Below are 26,837 nucleotides of genomic sequence, written 5' to 3'. Positions count from 1 at the left end.
CATCAGTCAACATACCAGCCGTAGCCGCGTCAACCATGTTCCCCTCAGCAGCGGAAACAACATACAAACGCTTCGGATTCATGGTCCCGTGGTCATCACCAAACTGATGAGCCGCCACCTCCAAAGACGTCTGCACACGATCCAAACCGCCCAAACGAGCCAGCTTCGCAATCGAACCAGGCAAAGACGGAGCAGCCACAGCAGCCGGAGCAGCCACGCCACCCATGCCAGCAACCAGCGCCACCGAAGCAGCACCAATCACAAACTTCTTCTTCAAATTCATCTTCAAAAAAACCCTTCTTCTGGGTAATAAAGGGTCAGAAATTCGGGGGTAAATCAGGTTATAAACACACAGAGAATCCCGGGCAGACACCCGCCGGGGTTGCAGGAACGCGGGGATTCCCGAGCCAACACTGGCCGGGGTTGCAGGTACACGGGATCCGGTGAGAGACCATACCTGCGAGGATTTGAACAACAGCCGGATTTTTAGACCTATTCCGACCGGGTTGCAGGCACACAGGGATTCCCGGGCCGACACCGGACAGGGGCGCGGCTAAACCGGGGAGGTTATTTGAGGGGATACCCGGCAGGGGTGTGCCTAAAGGGGGAGTATAGCCGGGCAGCTGCCATTATTGGCAGCTACCCGGCTATACTCCCCCTATAAACCCCAAACCCCGAAGCACCCACGCATCCAGGCCCTCAATACCCCAACACCCTTCTGACTATTTTGCAGAAAAAATCCCCCGCCTTGGTGACATGAGCTACAGGGTGGGTATCACGCCTCGAGCAGCGCGAGGGGGATGACGTAGATTCCGTCGGGACGCCGGTAGGCTTGTGTGCCGGTGTTGATTACCGCGAGGAGCGGGTTTTGGCCCGGGAGTTGGCTGCGCAGCCAGTGCAGGTGTTTCACGTCTTGGTCATCGATGGCGCTGGCGAGTTTGACTTCCAGACCGGCAATCTCGCCGTTCGCGCCTTCTAAGATGATGTCGACTTCATGGTCGCCGTTACGGGTTCGCAAGTGGTAGACACGAGCCCGGTTCGCTTCGGCTGCCACGCGGAGGCTCAACACCGCGAGGGACTCAAAAAGCTGTCCCAAGAATTTTTGGCCGCGCGCTCCCAGCAGCGTGGTTTCGTTTAGATTCAGCAGCCGCATAGCCAAAGCGGGGTCTGCCAGCTGGTGTTTCGGGGCTTGTTGCAGCCGCTTGGGAGCGTTAGACGAAGGCGTCCAGCCGGGGACGGGATCGAGAATCCACAGAGCTGTCAAATGATCGCGATAGGCGATGGTCGTGGTTTTGGCCGGCTGGGAACCGTCCCCGCCAGTAGTCGCATCCAGCAGGTTAGCGTAGGAAGTAGTCTGCGAACTTGCCGCCGCATAAGCCGCCAACCAACGGCGCAGCGTCTCAGGTCGGCGCACGGTAGCCCCGTAATCAGGCAGGTCCCGGTCCACAATCAGACGCAGATATGAATCGAGCAACTCCTGAGCTACCTCGGCAGATTTCCCCATAATCCCAGGAAACCCACTGCGCGCGATGGCCCGGCAATAATCAGGCAAAGCAAAGTCTGTCCGCCCCTCCACGGCGTGGTCAGGGTCACTCAATAGTGCCCCCAGACTCACGGACGGTTGTGTCAGACCCCTTTCGAACAGCGCCATCGGACGCATCCGCAGTGACAGAATTCGCCCCGCCCCGCTGTGTGTCCCGTTTGCGTCGAAAGGCGTGGCCGAACCCGTCAGCAAAAACCTGCCCGCCGGAGCTCCCGCGTCAACTTGACGACGCACCGCGTCCCACACCGATGGAAACTTTTGCCACTCATCAAGCAGGAAAGTCCCCGCCTCGACAGTCAAAAAATCGGGATCCGCCGCCGCTACCAGCAGAGTCTCCTCGCGATCCAGCATCCAGACCGTGTCGGCCCGCTGCAGAGCCGTGGCCGTTTTCCCCACGCCCTTCGGGCCATCAATCGCAATAGCAGGCACCTCGGGCAGCAAGGCATTGAGCCGCCTATCCAACGCGCGCGTAACATAAGACATGATTCTATTATACTGTTAGCAGGTTATCTACGCTACCTTTAGCCGGTATTTTGTGATGCTTTTAGCAGGGATTGTGGTGCCCCTGGCGTGAAGCAATATCGTAAACATGCAACGCTAGATGTTGCTAATCGGGAAGTTTTCGTTGGGATAGCGCGGAAAGTGGGTAATAGTGGAGCCGGCGAAACCCGCGAAGCTGGCTGTGTCCACCAGGACAGTGCGGAATCACAAGAACGTTGAGGATTCAAGAGAGCGGATACGCCAGGGATAGTCGAGACGGTGGTGATTTTGTGGGCCTGGATGCGTGGGTGCTTCGTTGTTTGGGGTTTATAGGGGGAGTATAGCCGGGTAGCTGCCATTACTGGCAGCTACCCGGCTATTCTCCACCTTTAGGCACACCCCAAGCGGGTATCCCCTCAAAAAACCTCCATGATTCCCCGCAGCTCTGGCAGATGTCGGCCTTGGATTCTCTGTGTGTTCACAACCTGATTTACCCCCGAATTTCCGACCCTTTATTACCCAGAAGAAGGGTTTTTTTGAAGATGAATTTGAAGAAGAAGTTTGTGATTGGTGCTGCTTCGGTGGCGCTGGTTGCTGGCATGGGTGGCGTGGCTGCTCCGGCAGCTGTGGCTGTGGATGGTACGTTGACGTTGCCTGGTTATGCTAAGTCGTTGACGCGGTTGGCTGGTCTGGATCGTGTGCAGACTTCCCTGGCTGTGGCTGATAAGCAGTTCGGCAAGGGCATGCATAATTCGGTGAATCGTCCGACTCGTTTGTACATTGCTTCGGCTGCTGACGGGAACATGGTTGACGCGGCTTCTGCTGGCATGTTGCAGGATGGCCCGATTGTGTTCGTTTATGGTAGTTCTTATGTGTCTACTGCTGTTGGCGAGCACGTGAAGAATTTCGAGAAGAACACTGGCTACAATGGTTACGCTAATATTTCTGAGGTTGTGGCCATTGGTGGCGATGGTGCCGTGTCTGATGCTGCGTTGAAGAACGTTGCGGGGGCTTTGAAGGTTTCCAAGACTTCTCGTTTGGGTGGTAAGGATCGTTACGAGACTTCCGTGGCGATTGCTGACTATATTTATGGTCAGGCTCAGAAAGCTGTGAAGGGTGACGGTTACCGTGATCGTAACGGTGGCCTGATTATTAATGCGGCTACCACGAACTTGAACGTGGTTTACATCGCTAATGGTGCTGATACCCACGTGGTTGACTCGATGGTGTCGGGTACTTTGGATAATGGCCCGGTGTTGTTGGCTACCCCGGATGGTAAGATTCCCGAGCCGGTGGCTGAGTTCATTAAGAAGACTTTGCCTGAGCAGTTCGCTGCTTTGGGTGGGGCTCCGACTGTTCCGGATTCCACGATTCAGGAGGCTTGGCTGATTAAGGCTTTGGCTAACAAGTGGGATACGTCTTACAGTGTGCCTGACTTGAAGAAGAAGGTTGACAATCTGCAGCGTATTGTTAACGGCGACGGTGACAGCGCGAAATACGATGCTCTCGATTTCAAGGGCATGGAGCGTTCTTACCAGGATGCCGTGAATATCTACAATGCGTGGCATGGTGAGTACACCAAGAACACTAACGCTGTTAACAGCAAGTACTTCGCTCAGGATATGAAGGGCAAGGTTGCGCTAACTACTGCTGCGGCTACTTTGCTTGATCCTACGTCAGCTCCGGGTCAGGCTTTCCTGGCTTTGTACGGCACTAACGAATGGGTTCAGAAGGATATTGAGGGCTACTTCGATTCCTGGACTGAGAAAGGTGTGAAGTACGCGCGTTCCTTCGATTTTGATCGTTTCACGAAGGATAAGTTGGGTTCTGACTTTATTGACCCGGCTACTGATGCTTTGAACAAGGTGTGGACTGGTATCCAGGCTGACTTCAGCGCTTTGCAGACTAATAATGCTGGCGCGGCTTACGTGGCTATGGCTTCCCAGGACTTCCCGGATTTGGCTATTCCGACTTCCGGCACCAAGGGTAATGGCGTTGCTGTCGATCTCAAGGTTCCGATGGCTGCGGTGAATTTTGTGGCTGATTATGCTCGTAGCGCGGTCGAGACCCTGTTGAAGAATAAGAAGGCCGAGTTGGCTTCGACTTCGCAGAGCCTGCGTAACGAGTTGGACAAGATTGCTCCGAAGACCGAGCTGCGCCTTGGTGGTGCGGATCGTTTCGAGACCGCTCAGTTGATCGCGAACCAGTTCGCGAAGACTTACGGCAAGGTCATGACTAACGGTCATGCCGTTGACTTCAACGAGGCTTACATTGCTTCTGGTTACCGTATGGCTGATTCCCTGGCTGCTGGCCAGTTGGCTATGGGCCCGATCTTGTTGGTGAAGGGCACCGAGAAGGACGGTAAGGAACTGCCCGAGTTCACTCAGAACGTGGCAAAGAACCTCATGTGCTGGACCAAGCAGGCTACTATCGATGTTTACGGTATTGGTGGGGAAGGCGTCCTGGCTGACAGCGCCCTGGAAGCCACTATCGCCCTGATCGATAACCCCAACTGCAAGGTTGCCCCCGCGCCTGCTGCTACCGGTTTGCTTGACGACACTGTGCATGCTTACCCGAGCGAAAGCCTTGACGTGATTATGCACGTGGCTGGGGACAAGAACGCCCCGACCCTGACCCTGGATAATATCACCAAGAGCGACAAGAAGACCACTATCAAGGGTACTGGTGACGCACAGATTGCAGGTGTTGCTAACCAGGACAAGGCTGGTAACTCGAAGACTGGTGCCCTTCACTTCACGGTTGGTAAGGATGTCGTTCCTGGCACCTACTATGCTTTCGTGAACGATGCTAACGGCAACAAAGCTACGGTGACCATCATCGTCGCTAACAAGTTCGAAGTCACCCCGGCATTAATCGTAGGTAAAACAGGTACTACCCAGCAGTTGACCGCCAAGTTCAACGGTGGTACGACGGCACTCACCTACGGTACTGATTACACCTGTACGTCTAGCGACCCCAAGGTCACGATTAACGCTACTGGCGAGGTTACGCTTGGTGCGGACGATGGTAAAGAGGTTACCCTGACTTGTACCCATAAAGCTAGCAAGGCAACGGCCACTGTCAAGGTAATCGGATACACCAACGAGATTACCCCGGCCTCATATGACGTCGTGGCAGATTTGGGTGGAACGGCCGCTAAGAATGTTCCGAACAAGACCAAGACCACGGGTGCTCACTACACCTACAAGGTGACGGCAGACAACGATAACCTGACCGTTGAAAATCACGGAACTTTGTCGATTAGTATCGACCCGGCCACTGGTGAACTCACGGTTACCGACCCTGACTACAACAACGCCGCCGGCGCCACTGCTAAGACCGTGACGGTTACCGTGACGGCTTCTAAGTCCGGCCTGGCTCCGAAGGACGGGACCTTCACCATCAATACGAAGCGCTAATCTTTACGGATTAGCAACGCTATAACTTCATAACACTGGCCCCGGTAGTTACCTACCGGGGCCAGACTTTTATGAAGTTATCGTTGAAACCGTAAAGGTTTCAGTTGCGATTACGCAGTGAGAGTAATCGTCTTGGAGATGGTGTTCACGACCTCGCCCGCACGAGAAGCGGTAATCGTGATAACGAAAGAGTCACCAGCCTTAGCAGCAGTAGTGCTCTTGGTTACCGTTGCTTTGACTTTGCCATTGGCGTCGATTGCGGGGTTACCCAGAGCCACGGTCTCGTTACCGCCGCCGGTAGTCGCCGTGACGGGGCTGGTCACTGTAGCGCTGTAGGTGATACCCGCTGTAACACCGGCCGCGTAACCATCGATAGTCAAAGTAGCATCGACGTCACCAGAAGCAGCTTCCACAGCAGCAGCAGACACGGAGACATCCGTTTCAGTAACACTCAACGGGGTAGTCTTGGCGGTGGACTTGACGGTTCCGCAAGCGGAAGCGGTGTTGATCAGGGAGATTACTGCCTTGAGGGTTTCGTCAGAGACGACGCCCTTGCCGCCCAGAGCAGCCACACCGATGTTGCCAGCCTTGTTCCAGCACTGCAGGTGGGTAGCCACGTCCTTGGTGAACGCCGGGATATCCGTGGAATCACGTACCAGCATGATCGGGCCGTGAGACAACTGGCCACCAGCCAGGGAATCGGGCAGGCGAGTACCGTTAGCCACGTAAGCCTCGGTCATCACGTTAGCCGTCAAGCCCTTGTTGAACACGGTGCCGTAGAGCTTACCGTACTGGTTAGCAATCAACTGAGCGGTCTCGAAACGATCCGCACCACCCAAACGCAGCTCGGTCTTCGGAGCAATCTTGTCCAACTCGCCAGCCAAACGACCAGACACGTCAGCCAACTCGGCCTCGGTATCCTTCAACCACTGCTGCTGCTGAGCAGTAACCCACTCAGCCACGTCCTTCACCGCAGCCATCGGCACAGCCTTGGCGCGGTGAGCGTCAGCGGTGTTAGAAGTGTAGTTGCCCGCAGCCTCGGCAGCAGTAGGAGTGTTCTGAGAAGCCTCAGCCACCGGGTTACCCAACGCGACTACCGTGCCGTCCATAGCGGCCTTCCACTGGTCGGTCAAAGCCTTTTCAGCCGGAGCCACGTAAGCATTCTGGAAGCTCTTAGAGCCCAGCAGAGCCTTGTAATCGAAACCGACAACCTTCCAATGATCCTTGTTCATATCCGAAGTATCGTAAGGCTCAATATCGATGTACTTTTCAATCTTGGTCTTATCAATCGCACCAGAGGAGTCCAGCACGGCTTCGCCGAACAAAGCCCGCAACGCGGTAGCCACGTTAGAAGCATAGTCGGTTGCGCTAGTAGAAGGGCTATCAGCCTTGTACGCCGCAGTCGGGTAGTTGAGCATGGTAGCGCCAGCCAAAGCATTCTCGACATCAGCGCGGTTATTATGTGCAGCAACCTTGGAGATCTGGGACAGTTTAGCAACAGCCTCACCATATTGACCGTTCCAAGCGGTCTGCAAATTACCGGCCTCACGCACCACGTTACGCAGACCCATAAAGTCATCGCTGCCGGTCACGCGGTCAGTCTTGTTGCCCTTACCGTCGACCAGGGCCTTCAAGGTTTCCTGCTTGACCTTCAACTGCGGAATGCTAGAGGAAGTCTCCCACTTGTTAGCCAAAGCCTTAATGAGCCAAGCATCCTGAACGGTCTTATCCGAAACCGTAGGAGCCCCACCCAAAGCAGCGAACTGCAACGGCAAAGTCTTCTTAATGAACTCGGCCGCAACATCCGGGATAGTCCCATCAGCATTAACCAACACGACCGGGCCGTTATCCAACGTGCCAGCCACCATCGAATCGACCACGTGCTCGTTAGCACCGTTAGCCAGGTACATCACGTTCAAGTTAGTGCCATTAGACACAATATGATTACCCGCGCGATCCAGGTAAGCATCAGTGGACTGCAAGGCATGGTTGTAGATACGCGAAGCAATCGCCACGGAAGTCTCGAAACGATCCTTGCCGCCCAAGCGGTCGAAGGACTTCACGCCCATTTCTTCGCCAACGGCCTTCATCGCAGCGTCAGAAACCGCGCCTTCGCCACCAATGGCGATAATCTTTTTAATGTCAGAGTAGCCAACCAGCTCATCATCAGCAAAGTGCTTGCCAACAGCGGAAGCCACGTAAGAGTTGCCATAAACAAAAGCAATCGGGCCATCCTGCAACATGCCAGCCGAAGCAGCGTCAACCATGTTCGCATCCGCCGCGGAAGCAATGTAAAGCACACCCGGCTTGTTAGCGGTGCGATGGCCGAACTCGTGATCCGCAATCGCCAAGGCGGTCTGAATACGGTCAATACCGCCGAGACGACCCAGCTCAGTCGCGTAACCCGGCAGGCGGTTAGTATCAGCCACAGCAGCCGGAGCAGCCACGCCACCCATCGAAGCAATCAACGCCACCGAAGCAGCGCCAACCACAAACTTCTTCTTCAAATTCATCTTCAAAAAAACCCTTCTTCTGGGTAATAAAGGGTGGAATTTTTTAAACCACCCAGGTGATCCAGGACGGAAGCACCCGGGAAAAGTTTACACCACCCAAGTGTTCTGTCAATAATGCGAGAGGCCTTGAGTCGCGTTTTTACGCCACTTTCGAGCCTCACGCTTCCGGGATTTCCCGGAACCAAGGAATCCGTCACGCCTCGCGGCTATCAGCCTAAAGGTGGGCAGAAACCTTGCTAACACCCTGTATATGTAAAGGCTTGGAGCAATCTTACACGAAACCTCGGAAATCGAGTGTGATTTAGGTCACACTTACATCTAGGTGTAAAATTAGCATGATAAAACCAAAGCACCTTGAGCCTGATAGCCATATCGGTGATTGCCACGCCAAAGAGTTCTACGTTCCCCTCGATACTCAGTCCTCCGAAATTTTTATTGATGAATCCGGTTCTAAAGCCAGCCGCAGCGATTTTTTTGTTCTGGGCATGATTAAGTCGCGAGACACCGGACTTCTGGCCCGACATATCCGTGGCATCAGAGAGAAACACAGATTTTGGGATGAATTTCATTTTTCTGAAGCCACCCAGGGAAGCAAAGCGGCTTATTTCGCAGCCTGCGAGCTGCTGGGAATTTCGGACGTTCGAATCAGCGCTTATGTTTTCGACAAATCAATCTCCAATCCGTTTGCGCACAGGACAACATGGAGAACACAAGCCGATTGTGCAGCACGATTGGTGCGCGGAAATATCAACATGGGTGAGATTGTTTCCGTTTACCTTGACATCGTTACCACCCCGAATTGGTTTTCTATTGCTGAAAATGTAAAACAGCAAGTTAATGACAAATTCGGCAAGCTCGCCGTGGTCTCAGCCCTCGATTTGGACTCAAAATCGTCAGATTTGTTACAGATGGCTGATTTAGTTGCTGGAGCAGTCGCTTATTACAGAAGAACGTGGAGCGGGCAGCATCCTGACAGTCCCGACAGGAGCAACAATACGAAAGCCCAGATTATGCGTCGGTTGATGCGCTGCTTTGACCTGAATGATTTTGAAGATGTTCGCACCGGGAACGGAAAGGTAAACATTCAAACTGCAGGAAGACGCAAAGACGCCGTTGACTTGCAATTTGAACGATAATTTGGTAGTATCTAACTGCTGTGAGTCCTGGACTCTGTCCTACAGCTCGCAGTCCGGCCCGTGGCTCTGCTACGCAACCGGAGCATAGCGTATTTCTAGTACGCAAACATACTTTGAACCCCGGGCGTAAAAACCCGGGGTTCTTTGAAACCCCAACTAGCGAGACCAAACGCTCCGGGTTATTCCGTGAAGTTAGTTCCACCAGCACTGAGTGGCGCAGTTAGGCAGTCGGCTAGTGTCCGGCTATGGCTAGGGCCAACCCACTGAAACCCCTAGCCGCCACACCACAGCGCCAAGCGCCCAACGTGTAAAGCATTTTTACACGTCGGAAAAACGTGTAAAGAAATTCGGAAATTCTTTACACGTTGTCCTAAACGCGCTGGTACTCCCCCAGACGTACACGCGCGCTACAGCGGCGCGCCGCTATCGCTCATAATTCAACAAGTACCAATTTTATTGACGAATCTGGCACTTTCACATAGTCTATTTCTATAGCTCCCCGTCGTCTTCGGACTGGCGGGGTTTACTCTTATCGCAGGGGAATCAGATGAAATCTATGGCAGTGGTGATTGACTACCAAAACGTCCATATGACTGCCGCTGATGTTTTTCTTCCCAATAGGCCAAAAGAGGACGCGCTGATTTCACCCCACAACCACCGCGACCGCCACGCCGCAACACCCTTGTGAACTGAAACCTACCGCGAGCGAGCGGAATTCCAATCATTCGGCTCCCATTATGGTCGCCGTGAACCCCTTACCGCGGGCGGTACGGATTATCCTCGGCGGGGCGCAGAATCACGACACCGAGCGGGGGAATCCGCAAAGACACCGAACAGGGACGGTTGTTCCAGGGAATCTCTTCGGCCGTGACCTGACCCAGGTTGCCCACCCCGGAACCGCCGTAAACCTCGGCGTCCGTGTTTAGCACCTCGTCCCACTTGCCGGCAAACGGCAGGCCGACCCGGAACGGATCGTGGGGGTTGCCGCTAAAGTTCGCCACCACCGCCAGCAGGTGACCCGAATCAATCCCAGAAGGGTCCGATTCCGCCACGGACCGGCGCAGATAGGTAATCAAGTTGTGGTCGGCATCGCTGGGCTCAATCCACTCGAACCCGCGATAGTCGTCACACCACAGCGCCGGGTTGGACGCATACAGGTGGTTCAAATCGGTGACCAGCTGGCGAATCCCCTGATGCTCGGGAATGTCCAGGTGCCACCAATCCAGGGACGCCCCCGAATTCCATTCCGCGCCTTGGCCAAACTCGGAGCCCATGAAGATGAGCTGTTTGCCCGGATGGGTCCACTGGTAAGCAAACAGCAGGCGCAATCCGGCCAGCTGGCGCCAGTAATCGCCGGGCATCTTGGACAGCAGGGAGCCCTTGCCGTGCACGACCTCATCGTGGGACAGCGGCAGGACAAAGTTCTCTGAAAACGCGTAGACCAGGCTAAACGTCAGCTCGTTGTGGTGCCACTTGCGGTTGACCGGGTCCTCCGCCAAGTAGCGCAGGGTGTCGTTCATCCAGCCCATGTTCCACTTGAAACCAAAGCCCAGGCCACCTTCGGAAGTCGGCTGGGTCACGCCGGGCCACGCGGTCGATTCCTCGGCAATCATGACCGTGCCGGGGCAGACCCGGTAGCAGGTCGCGGTCACTTCCTGCAGCAGGGCGATGGCCTCGAGGTTTTCCCGCCCGCCGTACTGGTTCGGGTGCCACTGGCCCTCTTTGCGGGAATAGTCCAGGTAGAGCATCGACGCCACCGCGTCCACCCGCAGGCCATCAATGTGGAAGTCCTCCATCCAATACAGGGCATTAGCGACCAGGAAGTTCTTCACCTCGCGCCGGCCGTAGTTGAACACCAGCGTCCCCCAGTCCGGGTGCTCGCCGCGCTGCGGATCAGGGTCCTCGTACAAGGCCGTGCCGTCGAACCCGGCCAGCGCCCAGTCGTCCTTCGGGAAGTGCGCCGGAACCCAGTCCAAAATGACGCCAATCCCGTTTTGGTGCAGCACATCCACCAGGTAGCGGAAGTCGTCAGGCGTGCCGAAGCGGGCGGTCGGAGCAAAGTAGGACGTGCATTGATACCCCCAGGACGGGCCGAAGGGGTGTTCCGCCACGGGCATGAACTCCACGTGGGTGAAGCCCATTTCCTTGACGTAAGGCACCAGGTGTTCGGCCAGGTCACGGTAGCCATAGCCTTCTTTCCATGAACCAATGTGGCATTCGTAGATACTCATCGGCTGGGCGTGAATCGGGTGGTCCTCCACGTTCGCGGCACGCCGCTCCATCCATTCGTCATCGTTCCAAGTGTGGAATTTGTCGGTGACGACCGAGGCGGTAGCAGGGGGAATTTCAGTAGCGCGGGCCAGCGGGTCGGCCTTTTGCCGCCAGTTTCCGTCCGGGCCTTTGATGTCGTATTTGTAGCGTGCGCCTATCTCGACACCGGGAATGAACAGCTCCCAGACGCCCGACGCGCCGAGGCTGCGCATCGCGCACCCCGACCCGTCCCAAAAGTTGAAGTCCCCCACGACCTTCACCGCTTGTGCGTTCGGCGCCCACACCGCGAACGCCACGCCCTTTACGACCCCGAGCGGACCCTCGTACTCCTTAATATGTGCACCCAAAACGTCCCACAAGCGCTCGTGACGGCCTTCTGAAATGAGGTAGGTGTCCATTTCGCCCAAGGTCGGCAGGAAACGGTAGGGGTCGTCCCCCAAGACTTCTTGGTCGCCGTAGGTCACTTTCACACGGTAGTCCTCGACTTCGGCGTGCGGAATGACGGCCACCCACACCCCGTCCTGTTCGTGTTCAGCAGGGAATTCGCCGTGTTCGGTGACGATGGTGACGCTTTGCGCCATGTGGCGCACGGTGCGGATGGTGACGTCCTCACCGTCCGAGTGCGGCCCCAGCACCGAGTGCGGGGCGTAGTAATTCGCGTAGGCGACCTGGTTCAAAAGTTCCGGGGAAACGGTGATTTTAGCCATGGGGTAATTCTTTCATATTTTGCTAGGCGATGTTTGGGTTCAATCGGGAATGGGGCTGAAGCTGAGAATATGGCCGGGACCGGTATAGGGATTGAGCTGGACAAAATTATCTCGTCCCCAGGTATATTCACCGCCGGTCAGTTCATCGCGCACCACAAACAGGCGCTGCCCCTCGCCGGGCGCGGCCAGCTCCGGGAACTCCTCCGGGCTCAACCCTAGTGACGGCAAATCCAGGTGCACCCAGCCGGTTTGGGTGTTATGCGGGTCGAGGTTCACGATGACCAGCACCGTGTCCGCCCGGCCGGTCGGGGAATGCGCGGCATCAATATGCTTGGAAAAAGCGATGATGGCATCGTTTTCAACAGCGTGGAACTTGATGTTGCGCAGCTGCAGCAGCGCCGGGTGAGCGGACCGGGCCGCGTTCAGGGTGCGCAGCAGGGAGGCGATGCCGTACTTGTCGCGCGCCGCCCAGTCATAGACTTTCACCTCGTACTTCGGGTTGTCGATGACTTCCTCCACGCCGGGACGCTGCACGTTTTCGCAAAACTCGTAGCTGCCCCCGAGGATCCCCCAGGTCGGAGCGGCCGTGGCCGCCAGCAGGGCGCGGGCTTTGAACGCCCCTACCCCCTCGGTCATGTAGTCGGTCAAAATGTCTGGGGTCATGGGGAACAGCGCCGGGCGCAACACGTGTGCCGTTTCATAAGCGAGTTCCTCAAAGTACTCGGTCAGCTCCGTCTTGGAGTTGCGCCACGTAAAGTACGTGTAGGACAGGTGGAACCCCGCTTTTGCCAGCCCCCGCATCATTGCCGGAGCGGTAAACGCCTCGGAGAGCATGACTACTTCGGGATGGGTTTGGTGCAGGTCCGCCGCCAAGCGCTGCCAGAAACGCACCGGCTTCGTGTGCGGGTTATCCATGCGGAAAATCGTGACCCCGTGGTCAATCCAAAACTCGATCACCCGCCGGATTTCGGAATACAGCCCGTCCGGGTCGTGGTCGAAGTTCAGGGGATAGATGTCTTGGTATTTCTTTGGCGGGTTTTCCGCGTAGGCAATCGAGCCGTCAGCCCGGGCCGAGAACCATTCGGGGTGAGCCTTTACCCACGGGTGGTCCGGGGAACATTGCAGGGCAAAGTCCAAGGCAATCTCGAGGTGGTTGCGTTTCGCCGCCGCCGCGAACTCGTCAAACGCCTCAATCCCGCCCAAAGCCGGGTCGACCGCGTCATGTCCCCCGTCCTCGTTACCAATCGCCCAAGGCGAGCCGGGATCGTTTGGTCCGGCCACAAGGGCGTTGTTGCGCCCTTTGCGGAAAGCATGCCCAATCGGGTGGACGGGAGTGAGGTAAATGACATCGAAACCGTCAGCGGCAACCTCGGGCAAGATTTCCGCGGCCGTGCGCAAAGTTCCCGGCACAATCTGACCGTCCGACCCGTAATAGGATCCGATGGAACGCGGGAAGATTTCGTACCACGCTCCGGCCACCGAACGCGCCCGGTCCACCCGCAGCGGGCACAGCCGGGTACGAGTCACCAAATCCCGCAGCGGATTTTCCGCCAAAATGTTTGCGACCAGCTCATTCGTGGCGGCCGACAGACGCACCTGAGGGCGGCGCTTTTTCTCGCGCAAGCCAGCAATCGCGCCCTGTAGCACCGCCGCGTCAGCCGCGGGCAGCGGAACGGCGGGAGCGGCCGTGTCCCGAGCCGAACCGTAGGCCGGTTTCGCCTCGCCCGCAATCGCGCGTTCCAGCAGGCGGGCGCCCTCCTCGAGGGTCAGCTCCACGTCGATGCCCGCGGGGATTTTCACCTTGGCGTCATGCACCCAGGTTCCATAAGGGTCAATCCAAGACTCGACCGCGAAGGCGTAACGTCCCAGGGTGTTGGGCTGGAGCCAGGCTTCAAACTGGTTTTCACCAGTGCCGATTTCATACATCCGGGCGCGATCCACGACTTCCCAAGCGGTTGGGTCCCCCGGGTCGGGAGCGCCCTCGGGGCTGCCCGCTGGAGCGTAGAGGTCATACCCCTTTTCGCCACGGCGTTTCGGGTCGGCGGGGCGCAGCAGCACCGCGTCGGCGCCGAAGTGGGAATGCCCGTCCACAAACACGGTGGCGTGGACCGGGAACAACTCTCCGACCGCGGCTTTTGCCGGGAACAGCCCGTCCTCTACGGTGGGACGCAGCTCGGTGACGCTGATGCGGTTTAGTTCCGCGTCAGCAGGCAGGTGGTAGAGGTTCGCGAGGGTTGCCGGGGTTTTGGCTGCGGCGGCTGGGGTTTCGGGGGTATTAGCGGCCGCCGCGGGAGCCGGTTTCTTCGTTGATCTCGCGGCGCTTCCCGAGGATTTTGCCGTCGATTTTGTGCCAGAAGTCCGGGTCTTGCGGGCGGCAGTCGGCTTACTCGGCTTGTCAGCCGGGGGCTTCGCCGCCGGCTTCGTAGCCGGACGAGTGTTAGCAGTGGAATGACGCCCGGGTTTCTTGGCGTCGGAATTGCCCGTAGAGTTCGTCGTTTCGCTCACGTCTAAATCTTAAAGCATAACCACAGAATTTATAATCGTTGAATGTGGGGCATTTACAGCTTTAGTAAAGCCCGAGGTAGCACTCGGGTCGAACCAGCGCACCGGCACCCAAAGAGATCAAAACACCAGGGCAAACCCGGCGCAACACCCTTGTGAGCCTGGCGAAAACTCGACCCACCGGCTCCGTGAACTAACCGAAACCCCAGCGCCACTCCCCTTGTGACCCTAAGCAGTGACCCCCAAGAAGTGGCCGACCCCGCCGGTGATAATCATCGCCAGGGCGCCCCCGACCATGACCCGAATGACTGCGCGGAGCCGCGGGGCCTCGCCGCGCCACGCCGAAAGCCAGCCGACCAGCGCTAATGCGACCATCACCATGACGAATGTGGCTTGGATTTTCCACGGGCCGCTGAACAGCAGAATCGCCAGCAGCGGCACCAGCGCGCCGACTGTGAAGGACACCGCCGAGGAAAACGCCGCCGCCCAGGGCGAAGTGAACTCCTCGGAGCTCAGGCCGTAATGGGCCTGGACGTGGGCCTCTACCGGATCGTGGGCGGAGTATTCCTGGGCGACCAGGGTTGCGGTCGCGCGGGTCAGGCCCTTTTCGATGTAGTTTTCCACCAGGCCTTGAAATTCTTTTTCCGGGTCCTCGGCAATGAGGCGGCGTTCCTTTGTCACCACCGCTTTCTCCGTGTCGCGCTGGGTGGACACCGATACATATTCGCCCGCCGCCATCGACAGCGCCCCCGCGACCACAGCCGCGATGCCGGCGGTCGCGATGGCCATCGTGTTTTCCGGGTTCGCCGCTGCCACGCCCACGACCACGCCCGCGGTCGAAACAATGCCGTCATTGGCGCCTAACACTGCAGCTCGAAGCCAGTTGAGGCGCGAGGAAGTCGCCGCCGATTTATCGCGTTTCTGGTCAGGTTCGTTCGGGTTATCAACCGGGTTTTCGATTAAGCTTTGGCTCGGCTGTTCGCTCAAGGTGCGTTGCCTCCGTTGTCCCTTTCGGTACTGAGTTTACTGTCTCAAGTTACGGGGTTTTTGGCTATATTTCAACGAATCTAAGGCTTGCCTTGCTTAGGCGCGGCTATGTTCAGGCGGGTTCGAGGGGCGCGGTGGGGGCTTCGAGAAATGCGGGGCGGGCGACTCGGGGCGGAGCGGACGAAGCGGGCTACCCCGGTCAGGCGCGGCAGCGAACCCAACCAAAGCACCTCACTTGTGACAAATGTCGCGGCTCCGGAACACAGACGTGCGAAACTCCAGATGTCGCAGTCAGCACCGGCCGGTTTTAAGCGCTGGGCGATTTTTCCCCGATTGGATTTGATACAGTCCAGACTTAACAGGTTAAATATCAGCATACGGCCATTGTTGGCCCCGCTCGGAATTAGGAAAGATGAGGCATAACCATGAACGCTCCCGAAGAACTGCACGATATTCCCGCTGGTCAGGGCAGCGAGCCTGGTTCGGGCAATTTCGCTGGAGGCGCAGGTGCGAGCGGTGCGGCTGGCTCGCAAACCATTCCGGGGCCACTGGTGCGCGATGTCACTGACGACACATTTGCCCAGCTCCTGGAGCTTTCCCAGACTGTCCCGTTCATTTTGGACATGTGGGCGCCCTGGTGCGCTCCGTGCCGTCAGCTGGGACCAATTTTGGAAAAGTCGGTAGCGCAGGCAGGCGGGCGCGTAGCTTTGGCAAAGGTCAACGTAGACGAAAACCCCGCCATCGGCCAAGCATTCCGAGTACAAAGCATTCCAGCCGTGTTCTTGCTGATAAACGGGCAACCCGCGCCCTTGTTCAACGGCTCCCTGCCCGCTTCGGCTGTGCAGAAGGTCATCAGCAAGGTCATTGAACTGGCTGAGAAGGAAGGCGTGACGGGTCGTGTGCAGACCGATGAGGCCGGGGCGGCTGGGGCTGCTGACGGGGCTGAGGCTGCCGGTGCGGCTGGTACGCCTGCCCCAGACGCGCCGCCCGCGGTAGCCGAGGAAATCGAAACCGCGCTGAAACTTCAGGCCAAAGGCGAATATGGCCAGGCCATCGAGACTTTGGAGACCTACCTCAAAGCCAACCCCGGCGAATCCAGCAAGGTAGAGCCGCTGCTGGCGAAAGTTCGGTTGCAGGCCCGCTCAGCAGTTGCAGAACCTGCCGGTGACCAGGCCGAACAGGGGGCTCAGGCTGCGACCGGCGAGATAGCCGCGCAGCTCGAGGCAGCTGATGCCCAGATGAATGCGGGAGATGCTGCCGGGGCGATGTCTCGGCTACTGGGGGTCGTGGCGGAAACTAGCGGCGAAGACCGCGATGCGGCCCGGGCACGTTTAGTGGAGTATTTCGCGATTCTGGGCGATGATCCGCTGGTTCCGGCGATGCGCTCAAAGCTGGCTACTTTGCTTTACTAGCCTTCTTTGACGCGGATTTCGTGCCCGATTTCCGCGGGGCGCGGTTCGCGGGTTTAGCGGTCGACTTAGCGGCGGGTTTCCCAGTGGGTTTCTGGGAGTGAGCCGGACGCCCTGCTGACCCAGGTGCAGACCCGCTAGCTGCAGAGATGGCATTCGTGACCTCAGCCGACATGGTACGCAGGCCGCGGGAAAGCGCGCCCGCATCATCAAAACCGGCGGCCAGAGTGAGCGTGCCCTCTACCCCAGACAGAGTGCGTTCAGACAGGGAAGCTGCCAAACCGCGGTCTACTCCCAGGCTGAGCAGGGCTTTCGTCAGCGCAGCGCGCCACGTGTTGAAATGCTCCTGCACCTCGGGGGCAAAGTCGCGGCCCGCGGCGTCATGAACCAGCTTGCCCCAGATGCTCTGTTTCTCGCCGTGGTCAAAGAACGCCAGGATTCCGGCGAACATCCCGGCGATGTCTCCTGATTCCAGTGGCGCGACCACGGCGGCTTGAAAGTCGTGTTCCACGGCCGCCAGGACTTCGCGCATCATCTGAGCTTTTCCATCGGGAAAGAGGTGATACAGCGAGCCGCGCCCCAGTCCGGTCGTCGCCGAAATCTCGGCCATGCCAGCGCCGGTGTAGCCCCGAGCCTGAAACAGCGCCGCCAGTTTCCCTACTATTTCCACGCGATTTGGTTTCCCCACCGCCGGTCCTTTCCGCGAATCAATCCATCTAACTGACAGTATGGCGAATTTTTGACCGTTCGTTCCATTGCCGCGCCGACTGGCCTGATTTTCGCGAAAAATCCCTCGATATCAGGGTGTGCGTGGATTATAAGGGGAAAATAGCCGGGTAGCTGCCAATAATGGCAGCTACCCGGCTATTTTCCACCTTTAGGAACACCCCGGCGAGCAGCCCGCCGACAAACAGCGGCGGAAAACGCCTGCAGCCATAGAAAAAGCCCGGCCGGCTGGAATCCCAGCCGACCGGGCCAAAAGCGGGCAAAACCCAACGAACTTAGCTGCCGAAGAAGTAGTGAGTCTCCGGGTTATCGGCGGCACGCTCGGCGTTGGTCACCAGGCCCAGTTCGGTGTAACCGGCCATCAGCGGATGGTTCGGCACCACGCGAATTTGGTAACCCAGCGGGCCGGCGCTGTTCAAACGCGTCTCGACGCGGTAGGACACCACGCCGTTTTCTTCGCGTTCCGCCTGCATCGCCAGGACCTCAAAGCCAGACAAGTCGTCGCTGGAAGTCACGCGACCCAGCAGCAGCTGCACCTCGACGTCTTCGGGACGCAGGTTCCCCAACTGGACATCAGCAAAGAACGAGGCGCTATCCCCCACGGTCGCCACGTCGCCAACCTTGGAGGCGACATGCTTTACCGCGACTTGATTCCAGCCAGAACGCACCCGCGCCTTGTAAGCCGCCAGTTCACGAGCCTCTTGATGACCAGTGCTGTTCAGCACCCGACTGGAAGCAGCAATCGGGGTGTAGAGGTTTTCTACGTACTCGCTGACCATGCGCTGCGCCTGCACACGCGGGCCCAAGGTCGCCAGCGTGTGGCGCACCATTTCCATCCAGTTGCGCGGAATCCCGTTCGCGTCTCGATCGTAGAAGCGCGGGGCGACGGTGTTCTCGATGAGGTTATACAGTCCCTCGGCCTCGATAGCATCGCGGCGCTCCGGGTCATCGACCCCGTCAGCAGTGGGGATGGCCCAGCCGTTGCGGCCGTCATACATTTCGTCCCACCAGCCGTCCAGGATGGACAGGTTCAAAGCGCCGTTGATGGCGCACTTCATGCCGGAAGTACCGGAGGCCTCCAAGGGGCGCAGCGGGTTGTTCAGCCACACGTCCACGCCGGGCATCAGGGTTTGGGCCATGTCCATGTCGTAGTTGGGCAGGAAAGCGATGCGGTCACGCACATCATACTGGTCAGCGAACGCCACCAGACGTTGAATCAGGCTGACGCCCTGTTCATCGTCCGGGTGGGATTTCCCAGCCACGATGATTTGCACCGGACGTTCCTTGTTCGTCAAAATGGCCGCCAAACGCTCCGGGTTATTAATCATCAGCGTCAGACGCTTGTAAGTCGGCACGCGGCGAGCAAAACCAATGGTCAAGACGTCAGGATCGAGGATTTTGTTCGTCCAATCCAGCTCGGCCGGGGATGCTCCGCGTTCCAGCCAGGATTCGCGCACCCGCCGGCGAGCATCGAGAACCAGCTGTTCGCGCAGTTCACGACGCAGTTCCCAGAGTTCCTCATCGCTGACGCCGCCTTCCTCGGGCGGGCGCACCCACCGGTAGGTGTTGACGTGCTCGCCGGGATCCTGGTGTCCGCGAGCCAACTGCGCCAAACGGCCATCAGTCCAGGTCGGGCCGTGTACACCGTTGGTGATAGAGGTGATGGGCACCTCGGAGACATCAAATCCAGGCCATAGCTGGTGGAACATGCCGCGCGAAACTTTGCCGTGCAGCTGGGCCACACCGTTGGCCATCCGCGCCATGCGCAAGCCTAAAACCGCCATGTTGAATACGTTGGGATCCCCGCCCTCGTACGTTTCCGCACCGAGAGCCAGCAGCTGGTCGGTCGTCACGCCGGGAATCTCGATTGGCGCCAGGTAACGTTGCACCAAGGACCGGTCGAAACGGTCGATACCGGCAGGAACCGGCGTGTGAGTGGTGAATAGCGTGCCGGAACGCACCGCTTCGATAGCCGTGCCGAAGTCGAGGTGTTCCTCACCGGTCATCAGCTCGCGGATACGTTCCACCGCCATGAATCCGGCGTGGCCTTCGTTGCAGTGATAGACCTCGGGGGTCGGCGCGCCTGTCAAGCGGCTGTAGGCGCGCAGGGCTTTCACCCCGCCCACGCCGAGCAACAGTTCCTGTTCCATCCGGTGATCTTTTGACCCACCGTAGAGGCGGTCGGTCACCAGGCGGGCGGCCTCATCGTTCTTGGCCACATCAGAGTCCATCATCAGCAGGGCGATGCGACCGACTTTTGCGACCCACACTTGGGCATACAGGGTGCGGTGGTCGGGCAAAGGCACTTCCACCAGCGCGGGGGTGCCGTCGTCTTCACGTAACAGGGTCAGCGGCATGTTATCCGGGTCGATGACCGGGTAGGATTCGCGCTGCCAGCCTTCGCGGGTCAGAGATTGACGGAAGTAGCCGGCCTGGTAGAGCAGGCCCACGCCAATAATCGGAACGCCCAGGTCAGAGGCGGACTTCAGGTGGTCGCCAGCCAAAATCCCCAGGCCGCCGGAGTACTGGGGCAAAACGGCCGTCACGCCGAATTCAGCCGAGAAATACCCAATCGCGCTGGGCTTATCGGCATTGTTGAACTGGGACTGGAACCACTGGGGCTTTTCCAGATAATCGCCCAGGTCGCGTTCCAAAGCCTCGGCCTGGTTCACGATATCCGGGTTCGCCGAGAGCTCGTCCAGTTTCTGGACGGATACCGAACCGAGGAAAGCCGCCGGGTCGTGGCCGACTTCCTCCCATACTTGCGGATCTAAGGACGCGAAGAAATCGCGGGAAGGCCGGTGCCAGGACCAGCGCAGATTTTGAGCCAAGGTACCAATTGGCTTCAAATTTTCGGGAAGGACAGAGCGAACAGTAAATCTTCGTATTGCTTTCACAGTACCATCCTACGTGGTGGTCGTAGCTTTTAGGTAAAAATGTGCTAAAAATTTAGTTTTGGCGGCCCCGCAGGACCGCCAAAACTTGGGGGTGTCATGAAAAAAGGTTATTCGCTGGCTTCTTCCGGCAGGGCGTAAGCATCCACATCGGCCGGCAACTCTACCGGTTCGCGGGTTTCTTCGTCCTCTTCCAAAGCCTGCAGGCCAGAGATGGCATCGGCGGCACGCGACCCCAGCAGGCCACGCATTTCGTCGAGGTAGGCCGCCACGGATTCGCGCTGACGTTCCAGCTTTTCGACCGTGCGCTGGGCGGCGGCACGTTCGGCTTGAGCTTCGGCACGAGCCGCTTCACGCAGCTGCTGCGCTTCGACTTCCGCAGCTGAAATGGTGGCCTCGGCGGTACGGCGGGCATCCTCTTGACGGCGACGCACCACGGCGTCGGTATCAGTCAGCAGGCGCTCGGCACGCTGCAAGGTCTCGCCGAGGTGCTTCTCAGCGTCAGCAACCTGAGCCTTCGCGGTGGCGACCATCGCGGAGGTTTCAGCCCGAGCCTGTTCGTGAGCCTGTGCGTCAGCTTCACGAGCGGCCGCACGCGCGGAAGCAATCTCAGTTTCGGTGTCCTGGCGAGCCTGTTCGGATTCGGCACGCAGACGCTCGGCTTCGGCGCGAGCGTTAGAGATAATCTTGTCGGCTTCGGCGCGGGTTTCCGCCAGCAGCTTCTCGGCCATTTGCTGAGCCTGTTCGCGCACCTGAGTGGCTTCGGCAGTAGCGGTTTCGCGCAGTTCCTGAATTTCGGTTGCAGCTTCGTTGCGCAGAGCCGTGGTTTCCTGTTCAGCCTTAACCCGGGCTTCTACGTAATCCTTTTCAGCTTGGGCGCGCTGCAACTCGGTTTCGCGGTCAGCAGTGGCGCGCAGGTCGTTGACCTGAGTGTTCACTTCGGCGCGCAGCGAGGCCGCTTCACGTTCCGCCGCGGCGACCAGTTCATCAGCGCGGTGCTGCGCGTTGGTGAGCACGGTTTCCGCTTCGGTTTCCGCCTGGGTGGTGCGTTCCTCGGCTTCGCGACGAGCCTCAGCCAGCATGGAAGCCGCTTCGGCTTCGGCGCGCTGAGTCAGACGTTGAGTGTTAGAACGGGTCTTTTCCAGCAAGGATTCCGCGTCAGCGTTCGCCTTATTAATAACGGTGGTGGACTGTTCCTCAGCCGAACGCAGCAACTGTTCGATGCGTTCGCCCAGACCGGTATAACTCGACTTGTCGCTTTCCTTTAGACGGCGCTGAGCTTCGCCCAAATCCCCTGCCAGGGTGGCGTTACGCGCGTCAAGGGTTTCTACCTCACGGCGTGCCTCAGCCAAAGCCGTCATTAAAGTTTGAATCTGCAGGTCAACCTGAACGCGGTCGTACCCGCGCATCACGATTGGAAAATCTGTCTGCTCTTCGGTCACTTGTGAGTCCTCCTAAAGACGTCAACCAACGGGCAAATTAACCTGCCCCGCCAAACTTAGTATAACGATATCCTAAGTCTATAACGAAAAAATCTCTGATTAACCATTTACACGAACCTTTATGACATGGCTAAGTCGCTGTGGACCGCCAATCTCGCTAAAGTAAATGGTAGCCGGTTCCAAAATTCTCAAGGAGACCCATGTCATCGAATCGCACCACCCGCTATCTCAGCATGGCCCTGCTGATTGTCTCACTTTTGGTGGCCTTTATTGGAATGTCTCGCCTGACTTTCCTGCGCCCCAGCGCCAACGTGGCGTTTCACAGCGAACCGACCAAGTCGGCAATCGTCCTGACGGGAGAGAATCTGTTGGAATCCACCGGGGAAAAGGTCACGATTCGCGCTACCGGGCCGGCAAAACAAGAAGTCTTTTTAGGAATCGCCCTGACCACAGACGCCATGGCTTTTGCCAAATCGGTCAATCACTTGGAACTGACCGGTTTCAAAGCCGATAATCTGCTCACCTCCCACAGCGTCGCGGCGAAAAAAACTAATTCTGCTCCTGGCGAACAAACTTTGCCAGGCGGTTTGCAACAGTTGGCGTCCCCCGCCCAAAACGATGCAGCGGATCTAACGTCCTTAGACATCTGGAAACAAAGCGCTCATGGCACCGGTCACGCCTCTCTGAACTGGCAGCTGAGTGATAACCGCTGGAGCGCGGTCGCTTTCGTGGTCAATCCCCCGGACAAAGCGGCGGGACCGCAGCTGGAACTGAAGTGGAAACTGAAAAATGAGCCCTCCAGCATCTCGGCTATCCTCATGACCATCGTGGGGATTATCGCCGCTGGAGCTATCGGGACTTATCTGGCTTTGCTGGTGCTGTCCGAACGGCGTTCGCGTGCCAAACGTTTGGATACGTTGGAAAAGGATCAGGCACGACAGCTCGCCAGTCAGGTCACCTCCGCGGTCGCCGGCGACGCTCCCACGGACACCGGCGTCATTCCGGCAGTCCATCCCACGCGCCGCTCATTGCGCATGGCTGAAGAAGCTGATGACCAGCCTAAACGAACCAGAAAATGGCGGCGCCAACCGGAGAATAACGATGCGACAGACCCCGAAACGGAGGCCTCCCATGACGAATAAGCTGACGACCCTCCTTGCGGCCGGAGCGACCGCCCTGGCCCTGAGCGCTTGTGCCTACACCCCCACCCTCGTGACCTCCCCCAACGGCGGCAACGAACCGCCCGCTATTGACCAGCAACGCTTCACCGCAGTCACCACCGAGGCCAACGCCGTGGCTCAAGCTGGGGACGGCGCTCGCGACTGGCAGCAGCTGACCAGCCGTTTTACGAACCCGGCCCTGGGTATGCGCAACGGAGAATACCTGATGACGAACACGACTCGCGGCGCCAACCTGGGAGCGCTTCCCCTGGCGAATCCGCAGGTCACAGTGGTGCAGCAGGCTACGGATTGGCCGCGCTACGCCTACACGGTTTCGCCCACGGTCGAAGGTCAGCCGCTCTACGTGTTCGGTTTCGTCCAGTCCTCGCCGCGCGCCAACTACGCGGTGTGGGGCTACACGAAACTGTTCCCCAAGGCCAGCTTCCCCGCGACTTTCAAGCCCGAAGTCGGCTCGCCCACGCCCCAGGCGGATTCCAAAGACTTTGTGGTTCCGCCGGGAGCTTTGGCGAAAACTTACGCGGACTTCCTCAACGACCCCAACAACGCCAAGGACGTTTTTGACACCGCGATTGATTCTTTTGCCGCAACTTTCGCCCAGCGGCGCACGGACTATTCCGCCCTCGCCCAGCAAAGCCGCGGTTTGGAAGTCACTATGACCGCGCGGCCGGGCACTGACGGCTACATCGCCCTGGGTACTACGGACGGCGGAGCCTTGGTAATGGCCGCTCTGAACTACGACTTGACCATGAAATCTCCCCGGAAACTCCAGCTCTCGCCCCTGGCTCAGGCTTACACCGGGAAAACAGCTGCGGCATCGACCCTGACCGAAACGCACACGGTCGTGGTGCTATTCAACCTGCCGAACAAAGCCAGCCAGAACCAAAAGATTTCGGTTCTGGGCGCCTCCGATGCCGTCACGTCGATGAGCGCGGACTAGGGCGTTGCGGTCGCGTTTCGAGTTACACTACCGATAGCGTTCACAAGGGTGTTTCCGCAGGCTAGAGGGGTTTCGCGCGGCCTACATGCATTGGGGATACAGCGCCATCAGGCGGCGCGAGACGGCCCCGGGATTTTCAATCGGTACCAAGTGCGAGGTTTCGTGGACCTCGACGACCTCGGTATGGGCGGCCTGAGCCATCGCGGCGGCACGCTCGGGGGAAATGACCGGGTCCTCCTCGCCACGCATGACCAGGACGGGTTTGTCAAAATTTTCCAGCAGCGCCATCTGGTCCGGGCGCGCCGCCATAGCCCGTTGTGCCCAGGAAATTCCTTCGTTGGAGGCTTCCTCGGACCATTGCACGGCCTCGGACACGACTTCCGGGCGCCCTCGGCGGGTCGAGGCGGTGAACTGGGATTCAATCTGGGGGGTCAGCAGGCTCGCGCGGTCCCCGGCCAGCATGGTGATGAGGTTTTCGAACCGGTCGGCTTTTTCGCTGACCGTATCCGCGTCCGCCCGTGTTCCAATCAAGCCCAGACCGGCCACGACATCCGGGTGACGTTCCAAAATGGTGAGCGCCACGTAGCCGCCCAGCGAGTTACCGACCGGAATAATGCGTTCAATGCCGAACTTGCCCAGGTTTGCCACGATTTCATCCGCAAACGCGTCCAGCGAGGGGGTGTCCATCATCGGCGGAGTCTGGCCGAATCCGGGCGCATCCACCATCAGCAGCGGCACCCCACCCAAGCGGTCCGCGGTCGGCAGCCACATCCGGTGATCCATCGGGAAAGCGTGAAGCAGCACCATCGTAGGGCCAATCGGTCCGGGGATAATGTCGCGGGCAATCATGTTCAGCATGGTTTTATCTTAAAGGATTTCCTCTAATACCGGGTAAACCCGAACAGTGTTGCCCCCAACCCGGCACTGCCGGCCTCGCGTCCACGGCGTCAGCCGACCGCACCGGTCGCCACCCGGCAGGCGCCCGACACGACTAGGGAGCGAAAAAATTACTTTGGAACAGCGCAAAAATGCGATAATCGGAACATGAGTGAACCTTTTGCAGTACGCGGGCGCATCGTCACGCCGTCTTCCATAATCGTTGATGGAGCTGTCATTATTGACGGGGACTCCATAGTGTGGATGGGAGAAGCGCCCCAAGCGCAGGCGGCAGGTTACGGTGCCGAGGTCGTGGCCGCACCTTCCCCGACTGACGGGCGCTACATTTTGCCGGGTCTGGTCGACACCCACTGCCACGGGGGCGGGGGCAGCTCTTTCCCCACCGCCACCACGGTGGAAGCCATGATGACCGCGGTGTGGGAGCACCGGGTACACGGCACCACCACCCTGGTCGGTTCACTCTCGACAGCTTCCCCGGAGGACCTGCGCCGACAGGGTCAGATGATGGCCGATTTGTGTGACGCGGGCGAACTGGACGGGATTCACTTTGAAGGGCCGTTCCTGGCGTCGGGACGGTTGGGGGTAACCGGGATGCTCCCCGGAGACTCCCCCGCTGATTCCCTCCCGACCGAAGGGCTCAGCGCCAAGGAACGCGAGGAACGGGCTCGTGCCGTCCTGGGGTCCCAAGATTTTGCACAAGTTCAGCCGCCAAACCCGGCGCTGACCCGCGAACTCATGATTACCACTCGCGGACACACAGTGTCGATGACGCTGGCTCCGGAAGGCAAACGCGCTATCGGTTCCGGTTCCGTGGCGGAAGTTTTGATTGAAAACGGGGCGGTTCCCGCCTTTGGGCACACGGTCGCTTCCGCCGAGTTTATGCGCGGAGCCGCGACCTGGACGCGGGAAAAGCTGGGGCTGACGCCCTCGGAAAAGCTGCGTTGCCCCCGCTATGTGGTGACTCACTTCTTTAACGGGATGCAGCCCTTCCATCATCGCACCCCCGGCCCGATGTTAGAACTGCTGGCGGACGCGGCCGGAGGCGGCTGTATTCTGGAGCTGATTGCGGACGGTGAGCACGTGGATCTCAGTGCCGTGCGCAACGTGTTTGAGCTGGTCGGACGCGATTCAGTAGTGTTTGTCAGTAACGCGACCGCCGCCACAGGTATGCCCTTGGGCGAATCGAACTCCGCCCAGGAAGATCCAAACTGGCACCTGGTAGACATCGTGCGCCGCGCCTGGAAAGGCGCGGGAATCCCGCTGACCGACGCGGTGTACTGCGCCTCGGTACAGGGCGCTCGCATTTTGGGTCAGACCAACATCGGCGAAATCGCAACGGGCAAACGGGCGGATTTGCTGGTCACAGACGAGAATCTCTATCCGCTTTCGGTGTATCGCTACGGCACCCTGGTGGCATCCGTACCCAAGAATTATTCGGATTAGCCCGTGCCCAGTCAGCGAAAGTCCAAACGGCGCGGTCAACCCTATCGCCCCTTGGATATGCAGCGCCTTGCCAGCGTCCCGCGGGTCGTGACGCGCGGCGGGCAGGAATATCACGTCCAGCGTCTGACCGGCAGCGCCGGCCAGAAATCTTACGTCTGCCCCGGTTGCGGGCACGCTGTCGAAGCGAATACCCCGCATATCGTGGCTTGGCCGCTGAACGCGCCCTTTGGAGTGGACACCGGGGTGAGGGCGCGCCGCCACTGGCACAACTATTGCTGGGAATCCGGCACTACCGGGGGCTATTAGAGCCGATTCCGTGACGCCCCAGCCCGGACGGGGTGGGCACAAGC

At 58.7% G+C, this 26,837-nt stretch carries 17 protein-coding genes and 1 pseudogene; 8 read left to right on the top strand and 10 right to left on the bottom strand.

What is annotated here, in order from left to right:
• A pseudogene (locus Q0V70_RS08295) lies at positions 1 to 283 on the bottom strand (cell wall-binding repeat-containing protein); the annotation flags it as partial.
• A 492-nt stretch (positions 284 to 775) separates the two neighbouring features.
• On the bottom strand, positions 776 to 2,026 hold the full coding sequence (locus tag Q0V70_RS08290) for an ATP-binding protein (protein ID WP_297590635.1): 1,251 nt from the start codon (positions 2,024 to 2,026) through the stop codon (positions 776 to 778).
• A 539-nt stretch (positions 2,027 to 2,565) separates the two neighbouring features.
• On the opposite strand from Q0V70_RS08290, the gene Q0V70_RS08285 reads away from it, so the two are divergent.
• Complete coding sequence (locus Q0V70_RS08285; protein ID WP_297590632.1) at positions 2,566 to 5,442, top strand: cell wall-binding repeat-containing protein; 2,877 nt, start codon at positions 2,566 to 2,568, stop codon at positions 5,440 to 5,442.
• Between the two features lie 110 nt (positions 5,443 to 5,552).
• Here Q0V70_RS08285 and Q0V70_RS08280 read toward each other — a convergent pair whose 3' ends face one another.
• Entirely contained in the window at positions 5,553 to 7,955 is a 2,403-nt protein-coding gene (locus Q0V70_RS08280; protein ID WP_297590628.1) for a cell wall-binding repeat-containing protein, read from the bottom strand.
• 335 nt (positions 7,956 to 8,290) lie between these two features.
• Here Q0V70_RS08280 and Q0V70_RS08275 point away from each other — a divergent pair, with 335 nt between their 5' ends.
• On the top strand, positions 8,291 to 9,091 hold the full coding sequence (locus Q0V70_RS08275) for a DUF3800 domain-containing protein (protein ID WP_297590625.1): 801 nt from the start codon (positions 8,291 to 8,293) through the stop codon (positions 9,089 to 9,091).
• A gap of 547 nt (positions 9,092 to 9,638) precedes the next feature.
• A complete protein-coding gene (locus tag Q0V70_RS08270; protein WP_297590622.1) occupies positions 9,639 to 9,779 on the top strand; it encodes a hypothetical protein in 141 nt (46 codons plus the stop codon).
• A 67-nt stretch (positions 9,780 to 9,846) separates the two neighbouring features.
• Here Q0V70_RS08270 and glgB read toward each other — a convergent pair whose 3' ends face one another.
• The 3 genes from glgB to Q0V70_RS08255 form a co-directional block, all read right to left on the bottom strand.
• A complete protein-coding gene (gene glgB / locus Q0V70_RS08265) occupies positions 9,847 to 12,069 on the bottom strand; it encodes a 1,4-alpha-glucan branching protein GlgB (RefSeq protein WP_297590619.1) in 2,223 nt (740 codons plus the stop codon).
• Between the two features lie 39 nt (positions 12,070 to 12,108).
• Positions 12,109 to 14,574, bottom strand: coding sequence for a maltotransferase domain-containing protein (locus tag Q0V70_RS08260; RefSeq protein ID WP_297590616.1), 2,466 nt, complete (start codon positions 14,572 to 14,574; stop codon positions 12,109 to 12,111).
• Positions 14,575 to 14,799: 225 nt separating this feature from the next.
• Positions 14,800 to 15,558, bottom strand: a complete 759-nt coding sequence (locus Q0V70_RS08255; protein WP_297590614.1) for a VIT family protein — start codon at positions 15,556 to 15,558, stop codon at positions 14,800 to 14,802.
• 425 nt (positions 15,559 to 15,983) lie between these two features.
• Between Q0V70_RS08255 and Q0V70_RS08250 the strand changes: the two genes are divergently transcribed.
• The gene (locus Q0V70_RS08250) at positions 15,984 to 16,970 is read left to right on the top strand and encodes a tetratricopeptide repeat protein (protein ID WP_297590611.1); all 987 of its coding nucleotides are present in this window, start codon (positions 15,984 to 15,986) and stop codon (positions 16,968 to 16,970) included.
• On the opposite strand, the gene Q0V70_RS08245 is transcribed toward Q0V70_RS08250, so the two are convergent.
• The 3 genes from Q0V70_RS08245 to Q0V70_RS08235 form a co-directional block, all read right to left on the bottom strand.
• Positions 16,954 to 17,655, bottom strand: coding sequence for a TetR/AcrR family transcriptional regulator (locus tag Q0V70_RS08245; RefSeq protein ID WP_297590608.1), 702 nt, complete (start codon positions 17,653 to 17,655; stop codon positions 16,954 to 16,956). The two genes, Q0V70_RS08250 and Q0V70_RS08245, sit on opposite strands and share 17 nt — an antisense overlap.
• A gap of 313 nt (positions 17,656 to 17,968) precedes the next feature.
• Entirely contained in the window at positions 17,969 to 20,590 is a 2,622-nt protein-coding gene (gene glgP, locus Q0V70_RS08240) for an alpha-glucan family phosphorylase (RefSeq protein ID WP_297590605.1), read from the bottom strand.
• Between the two features lie 107 nt (positions 20,591 to 20,697).
• Positions 20,698 to 22,029 (bottom strand): DivIVA domain-containing protein, encoded by a 1,332-nt coding sequence (locus Q0V70_RS08235; protein WP_282921128.1) that lies wholly within the window; start codon positions 22,027 to 22,029, stop codon positions 20,698 to 20,700.
• Between the two features lie 200 nt (positions 22,030 to 22,229).
• On the opposite strand from Q0V70_RS08235, the gene Q0V70_RS08230 reads away from it, so the two are divergent.
• Together Q0V70_RS08230 and Q0V70_RS08225 are read left to right on the top strand one after the other, a co-directional pair.
• Positions 22,230 to 23,171 carry a hypothetical protein gene (locus tag Q0V70_RS08230; protein WP_297590602.1) on the top strand — a complete coding sequence of 314 codons (942 nt, stop codon included), beginning with the start codon at positions 22,230 to 22,232 and terminating at the stop codon, positions 23,169 to 23,171.
• A complete protein-coding gene (locus tag Q0V70_RS08225; protein ID WP_297590599.1) occupies positions 23,161 to 24,147 on the top strand; it encodes a hypothetical protein in 987 nt (328 codons plus the stop codon). The genes Q0V70_RS08230 and Q0V70_RS08225 overlap by 11 nt, the downstream gene beginning before the upstream one ends.
• An 81-nt stretch (positions 24,148 to 24,228) precedes the next feature.
• Here Q0V70_RS08225 and Q0V70_RS08220 read toward each other — a convergent pair whose 3' ends face one another.
• Complete coding sequence (locus tag Q0V70_RS08220; RefSeq protein WP_297590596.1) at positions 24,229 to 25,005, bottom strand: alpha/beta fold hydrolase; 777 nt, start codon at positions 25,003 to 25,005, stop codon at positions 24,229 to 24,231.
• Between the two features lie 186 nt (positions 25,006 to 25,191).
• Here Q0V70_RS08220 and Q0V70_RS08215 point away from each other — a divergent pair, with 186 nt between their 5' ends.
• Entirely contained in the window at positions 25,192 to 26,487 is a 1,296-nt protein-coding gene (locus Q0V70_RS08215; protein WP_297590594.1) for an N-acetylglucosamine-6-phosphate deacetylase, read from the top strand.
• Positions 26,488 to 26,490: 3 nt separating this feature from the next.
• On the top strand, positions 26,491 to 26,793 hold the full coding sequence (locus tag Q0V70_RS08210) for an ATP/GTP-binding protein (RefSeq protein WP_297590592.1): 303 nt from the start codon (positions 26,491 to 26,493) through the stop codon (positions 26,791 to 26,793).
• The last annotated feature ends 44 nt before the right edge of the window (positions 26,794 to 26,837 follow it).

Origin of the sequence: uncultured Mobiluncus sp. (genome assembly GCF_947087965.1) — a bacterium.
In the GTDB taxonomy this organism is placed as follows: Bacteria; Actinomycetota; Actinomycetes; order Actinomycetales; family Actinomycetaceae; genus Mobiluncus.
This window is presented reverse-complemented; position numbering and strand designations above follow the sequence as displayed.